The organism is Marinobacter sp. R17 (assembly GCF_003789045.1).
GTDB lineage: Bacteria > Pseudomonadota > Gammaproteobacteria > Pseudomonadales > Oleiphilaceae > Marinobacter_A > Marinobacter_A mangrovi.
Genome location: NZ_RHGZ01000049.1, coordinates 1 through 6353, shown reverse-complemented (window position 1 = coordinate 6353; position 6353 = coordinate 1). Strand labels below are relative to the sequence as shown.

Below are 6353 nucleotides of genomic sequence, written 5' to 3'. Positions count from 1 at the left end.
GGGGGCAGTGTGTCCGGATAACAGAAATTGACCAATTATTAGGCAATCACGCCCGCAGCTGAGCGGTCATGGCGCTAATCTACCCAGCCTGCGAGACTTGCTGGGTCGCTATGAGAAATCCGGGTTAGTGTGGTTGAACCAACCAAGAGGGTGCAAAAAAGCGACAGATTCAGAATCAAGATCTACATTTTTTTGAATTTCAGCGATAGCGTAATTGAGTTGATCTGAGAATTTCCCCTTTAATACTTGAGGCAGCTTCCCATCACGCTCAGATGCTTCGAAATCTGGCAGCGTACTGTCGTCATCGACGGGGATCTGCTGTACCAACGCTGCGGCAAATTGAGCAATTTGCTTCGTGTTCCTGTAATTCCGGCCAAGACGCCAAGAATTCTCTGGTCTGATAGTTAAGCCAGTCTCAGCCCATGTGTAGCCTCGAGCATAGATTCTTTGGACTGTATCAAGAACGAATGTTAGGAAGCTAACATCGGCAATATGTTGAGTTATCGCACGAATCTGATTGGCTGAAAAATCCTGTGCTTCGTCGACAATAACTATGTCGTACTTTTGGCTTTGAACATTGTTTATTGCGGCGAGAGCGAGATCGTTCCAATCAATTAAATTATTGCTGCTCAACCAATCCTGATATGGCTTAACCACCTCTTCAAGAATCGTATGGCGTTGAGCTTTTTCTACCCTCGGGGTTGTTCCCCTGCCATCCCGCCTAGCAGTTAGATATTCATCTAAATTATCGGGCGAAAATCTGCCCATCAAGTATTCGACCTCAGAAATCAGGAAGTCCAGGGGATAGTTAAGCTTTTTCCCTAGGCTTTCGATGATGGTCGCTCTCCGGCCATGCGGCACTATATGCTTGTGCCCGGTTAGGTCTACAGCCCATTTACTAAAAGTATTAATTGTGAACTCAACTTTCTTCTCTCGCGCTACTTGATCCTCGACCAACTCATTTACGTAGCCTCGAAGGGTTCGGTTATAGGTAAGAAGAAGAATTCTTACTGGATCCGTATTGCCCGTTCTAGTTCTTCGGCTTTTTACGAATTCTACGAGGGAATTCAGCCTCAAAATAGCAGTGGTGGTTTTTCCGCTTCCCGCAGCCCCCCTTATTACTTCTACGCCAGGGCGATTCCGAGATACGATTTTGAGTTGTTCAGGGGTCGGTTTTACATTTTTTAAACAGCGCATGCTATAGATTCCGTTCTCAAGAAGCGCCCGTAAATGCTATTGCGCGTTTACGGGTAGCGCTTTCAGATTCAACTTTCGACTTTTTCTAGCGCTAGCAAAGCGTTAGAAGTAGTCAGAGAACTTTAGCAGCGGAATTGGCAAGTGTGACGATGCTTATTTAAAAAGATGCAAAATCTGAAACGAGGAGGGGTGCTGAGGTTGCACCAAAGTTGCACTGTATTTTTTAGCGCAGCAAACAGAGAGGTGGCTTACCTTTCAATGCTTTGTTTTTATTGAATTAAATGGCCCGCCCGATAGGATTCGAACCTATGACCTTTGCCTCCGGAGGGCAACGCTCTATCCAGCTGAGCTACGGGCGGTTATCAACTTGTTCAGACTCCGAAAGATGAAGAGTCCGGCTCAGTTTGCGGTGTACTGGATAGAGCGTGTCACGCTCCCCTTTCGGGTCCAGTCCGCCGCGTTGCATCGCGGCGGCCGCTCCAGCGGGCGAAAGCTTCGCTTCCGCGTTATCCGCTTCCGCCCAGCTGAGCTACGGGCGGTAAACTTTTTGAACTCGAGAAACGCATTGACCGGTCGTGCTGCGCACGACTCAGCTGCACTGCTCGCTTCGCTCCCAGCATAAAAGCTACGGGCGGAACGAAAAACAGCGCGAGGCGCCGATTTCGAGTGCGCAATCTTACGTGTGAGTCGCCAGTCTGTCCAGCCCCGTGAGGCGGAATGCACCGGAAACACCCTACTGGTTATCCGTTACACAAAAATCAGGCAAAGGGGTTGAATTTTCATTCGCTAATAACAATAATTATCAACAACATTAACAGTGCCTATGAGTATCGCCTATATGTACGTATGTCTTTGTCATGGGGTGACCGACCGTCAGATTCGCAAGGCGGCCGAGGATGGATGTCGTTCCATGCGGCAGTTGGGCAAGGAAATGGGTGTCGGGCGTCAATGTGGGCGCTGTGCGGCAACGGCTCGTGAAATTCTGCGTGAGTGTCAGTCCGAAGATTATATGAATCTGGCCGCAATGCTGGCCCAACCTGCCTGAGGATGCTTTCTCAGGCAGTTCTCCGCGTTTCTCGCCATTGAAGGGCGCTGTCTGCGTCTGACTCTCCGCTAACACTGCGAATCATTATCCGCTGCGATTTTTTATTGCGCCGTTTCCGTCTATCCTGTTGATTCCACGCATCAGGAAAGGAGTTCGCAGTCATGAAGGGTGATAAGAAGGTCATCCAGTACCTCAACAAGGTTCTCGCCAATGAGCTGACGGCGATCAACCAGTACTTTCTCCATTCGCGGATGTACAAGGATTGGGGGATCACCCACCTGGCGGCGAAGGAGTACGAGGAATCCATCGACGAGATGAAGCACGCCGATCAACTGATCGAGCGCATCCTGTTCCTCGAGGGACTGCCCAATCTGCAGGATCTTAACAAGCTGCTGATTGGCGAAGACGTCAAGGAAATGATCGAGTGCGACCTGAAGCTTGAGCAGATCGCCCACAAGGACCTCAAGGAAGCCATCGGCTACTGCGAGGACATCAAGGATTACACCAGCCGTGCGCTGTTCCGGTCGATCCTGGACAGTGAAGAAGAGCACATCGACTGGCTGGAAACCCAGCTGGACATGATCGACAAGATGGGTGTGCAGAACTACATCCAGCTGCAAAGTGCCCACGCCGATGGCTGATCAGCCGTCCGGTTGATTACAAGGTGCCGCCCCCTTGGCGGTCACCTTGTGCTTTCCCCGCTGTTTCGATTCCCCGAACGATCCCCTGATTCCCGGCCACTTTTAGGGCCACTGCCCAGCCTTTGTGCTCTCCCCGCTTTCCCCAAAAGCCGCCGTGCCGGCATTGCCCGGTCTTTATCTCTTTTTAATGTTCGGTCAGACCGTTGAATTCCTATGTATTATCGATGGGCGTTGTCGCCAGCAGGCCGTTTGGGCGGGCTGGAGGCACGGATATTGAATCGTTTCGTGATGAGGGGCTGGCGGGGCGCCGAATACGCGTCGCCCGCCAAACCCATGTCGCACCGATGGCATCGGGCTGTCACATGCCATTGGCAGTATGACCATCCTCGCGGCAGTCAGGAGGCGAGGTCGTTCAGGGAGGGCTACCCACATGATTCCTGTGATTCTATCCGGCGGCACCGGTTCACGCCTGTGGCCGCTGTCCCGTGAAGCATACCCCAAGCAGTTTCTGCAGTTGGCGGGTGAGCAGAGCCTGTTGCAGAAAACGTTGTCCCGCCTGCCCTCGGATGGCGTTTCGGCGCCGCTGATCGTGGCTGGTAACCAGCATCGATTCATCCTCAGTGAGCAGCTTTCCGCCATTGGCTGCGAGCCGTCGGCCATCCTGCTGGAGCCGTTTGGCCGCAATACCGCGCCGGCGATCGCCATGGCGGCGTTGCAGGTGGCGGCTTCGGATCCGGAGGCGATCATGCTGGTGCTGCCGGCGGATCACCACGTGAGCGATGAGCAGGCCTTCCGGGCCGCCCTGGCGCGCGGCGAAACGGCGGCGCAGGCCGGCTCGCTGGTGCTGTTCGGCGTGCTACCGACGGGGCCGGAGACCGACTACGGCTACATCGGTGCCGAGCCGGACAAGGCGGTGGGCGAGGGCGTTTTTCGCGTCAGCCATTTCACCGAGAAGCCGGATCACGCCACCGCCGAGAGCCTGCTGGCCAACGGCGGCCATTTCTGGAACAGCGGTATGGTGATGTTCCGCGCCGACCGCTATCTCGATGAGCTGAAAAAGCACAGTCCCGACATCTACGACACCTGTCAGCTGGCGTTTCGTCACGTCTGGCAGGACCTGGAGTTTTCCCGGATCCCGTCCGAGATCTTCGAGCACTGCCCGGATGACTCGGTGGATCGGGCGGTCCTGGAAAAGACGGACAGCGCCGTGGTGGTTCCGATGGACGCCGGCTGGCGCGATCTGGGTTCCTGGGCGGCTTACTGGGAGTCTCAGGTCCAGGACGACCAGCAGAATGTGGTGGTCGGCGAGGCCTGCCTGGAGCAGTCGCAGGGCTGTCTGGTGCATTCGAAGGATCGCCTGGTGGCCATGCTGGGCGTGAACGATCTGGTAGTCATCGATACCCGGGACGCATTACTGGTCGCCCGGCGCCACCGGGTGCAGGAAGTGAAGGCGATGGTGGAAAAGCTGCGGGCGAAAAAGCGCCCCGAAGTGGATGCCCATCGTGAGGTCTACCGGCCCTGGGGCAGCTATGACAGCGTCGATGGCGGTGACCGGTTCCAGGTGAAACGGATCTCGGTGAAACCGGGTGAGCAGCTGTCGCTGCAGAAACACCATCACCGGGCCGAGCACTGGATCGTGGTGAGCGGTACGGCGGAGGTGACCCGGGACGACGACACCTTCCTGATGACCGAAAACGAGTCCACCTATATCCCGATCGGGGCCGTTCACCGGCTCGCGAACCCGGGCAAGATACCGCTCGAACTGATTGAGGTACAATCCGGCGCCTATCTCGGTGAGGACGATATCGAGCGCTTGCAGGACAACTACGGCCGCACCGCTACGGCGGGTAACGAGACGGCCACTCCGGCGTCCTCAGAGTCGATCTGAAGGGCGCCGTCACAGCGATTTAACGATGCCAGTCAAAGGAGATATTGATGGCTTATTCATGCTTCAAGGCCTATGACATCCGGGGCCGTATTCCCGACCAACTCAATCCGGAACTGGCCGAGCGCATTGGACGCGCCTACGTGGCCGTGACCGGCGCGAAGAAAGTGATCGTCGGCTACGACATCCGCCTGTCCAGCCCGGAAATGGCCGAGGCGCTCAGCAAAGGCCTGATGGCTGCCGGCGCGGACGTCTACGACATCGGCCTGTGCGGGACCGAGCAGGTTTACTTCGCCACCAGCCATTACAAGATGGACGGCGGCATCATGGTCACCGCCAGCCACAACCCGAAAGACTACAACGGGATGAAGCTGGTACGGGAAGACTCCAAACCGATCAGCAACGACACCGGCCTGCGTGACATTCACGACCGCCTGGACGAACCGTTTGAGGACGCCGGTCAGCGCGGTACTTACCACAAGCTGGCCGCGGAAGACGATTACATCGAGCACCTGCTGGGCTACGTTGATGGGGCCAGCCTCAAGCCCCTGGCGATTACCGTCAACGCTGGCAACGGTGGTGCCGGCCGAGTGATCGACAAGCTCGAGAAGCGTCTGCCGTTCAGCTTCATCAAGCTGCAGAACGAACCGGACGGAAGCTTCCCCAACGGCGTGCCCAACCCGATCCTGACCGAGAATCGCGCGGTGACCGAGCAGGCGGTCAAAGCCAACCAGGCGGATATGGGCATTGCGTGGGACGGTGACTACGACCGCTGTTTCTTCTGGGATGAGAACGGCCGCTTTATCGAGGGCTATTACATCGTTGGCCTGCTGGCGGACCAATTCCTGCACAAGCAGGGCGGGGGTGCCGTGATCCACGATCCGCGCCTGGTGTGGAACACCCAGGATCTGGTGGAAAAGGCTGGCGGCCGGGCGGTCGAGAGCAAGACCGGTCACGCCTTCATCAAGGAACGCATGCGCGCCGAGGACGCCATCTATGGCGGCGAGATGAGTGCGCACCACTATTTCCGTGACTTTGCCTACTGCGACAGCGGCATGATCCCCTGGCTGCTGCTGGCCGAGCGCATCAGCCAATCCGGGCAGACGCTGTCGTCACTGATCGATGAGCGAATCGACGCCTATCCGGCCAGCGGTGAGATCAACCGCACCATCGATAACCCGGCGGCGGTGATCAAGGCCATCGAAGACAAGTACAGCGCCGATGCGGAGTCGGTGAGTCATGTGGACGGTCTGAGCGTGGCGTTCAAGGACTGGCGCTTCAACCTGCGCATGTCCAACACCGAGCCTGTCGTGCGTCTGAATGTGGAATCCCGCGGCGACAAGGCGCTGATGGAAGCCAAGACCGAGCAGTTGCTCAAGGAAATGGAAGAGCTCAACGCTGCGAACGTGGCCTGATCTCTACCGGATCCTTATAGGACAAAGCCCCGCAACTGCGGGGCTTTTTTTGTGCGCCCGGCACGGGCGCACTCCTGGAGGTGCAAGTCCTCCCGTGAGCTGGCCACAGCGAGCGAAGTGAAGCGCAACTGCGGAAGGGCGACCGACCGTGGGGAGGAAGCGTGGAGCGT

Annotated in this window: 5 protein-coding genes and 1 tRNA gene; 4 read left to right on the top strand and 2 right to left on the bottom strand. The window is 56.7% G+C overall.

Annotation, left to right across the window (positions count from 1 at the left end; translation table 11 throughout):
- Positions 1-108 precede the first annotated feature (108 nt).
- Together EB809_RS20690 and EB809_RS20685 are read right to left on the bottom strand one after the other, a co-directional pair.
- The gene (locus EB809_RS20690; RefSeq protein ID WP_123636753.1) at positions 109-1197 is read right to left on the bottom strand and encodes a UvrD-helicase domain-containing protein; all 1089 of its coding nucleotides are present in this window, start codon (positions 1195-1197) and stop codon (positions 109-111) included.
- A gap of 282 nt (positions 1198-1479) precedes the next feature.
- Positions 1480-1556 (bottom strand) — tRNA-Arg (locus EB809_RS20685).
- 479 nt (positions 1557-2035) lie between these two features.
- On the opposite strand from EB809_RS20685, the gene EB809_RS20680 reads away from it, so the two are divergent.
- The 4 genes from EB809_RS20680 (at position 2036) to EB809_RS20665 (ending at position 6183) form a co-directional block, all read left to right on the top strand.
- Positions 2036-2242, top strand: a complete 207-nt coding sequence (locus EB809_RS20680) for a bacterioferritin-associated ferredoxin (RefSeq protein ID WP_123636754.1) — start codon at positions 2036-2038, stop codon at positions 2240-2242.
- 161 nt (positions 2243-2403) lie between these two features.
- On the top strand, positions 2404-2883 hold the full coding sequence (gene bfr / locus EB809_RS20675) for a bacterioferritin (protein WP_123636752.1): 480 nt from the start codon (positions 2404-2406) through the stop codon (positions 2881-2883).
- 430 nt (positions 2884-3313) lie between these two features.
- Positions 3314-4771 carry a mannose-1-phosphate guanylyltransferase/mannose-6-phosphate isomerase gene (locus tag EB809_RS20670; protein WP_123636751.1) on the top strand — a complete coding sequence of 486 codons (1458 nt, stop codon included), beginning with the start codon at positions 3314-3316 and terminating at the stop codon, positions 4769-4771.
- A 47-nt stretch (positions 4772-4818) separates the two neighbouring features.
- Positions 4819-6183, top strand: coding sequence for a phosphomannomutase (locus EB809_RS20665; RefSeq protein WP_123636750.1), 1365 nt, complete (start codon positions 4819-4821; stop codon positions 6181-6183).
- The last annotated feature ends 170 nt before the right edge of the window (positions 6184-6353 follow it).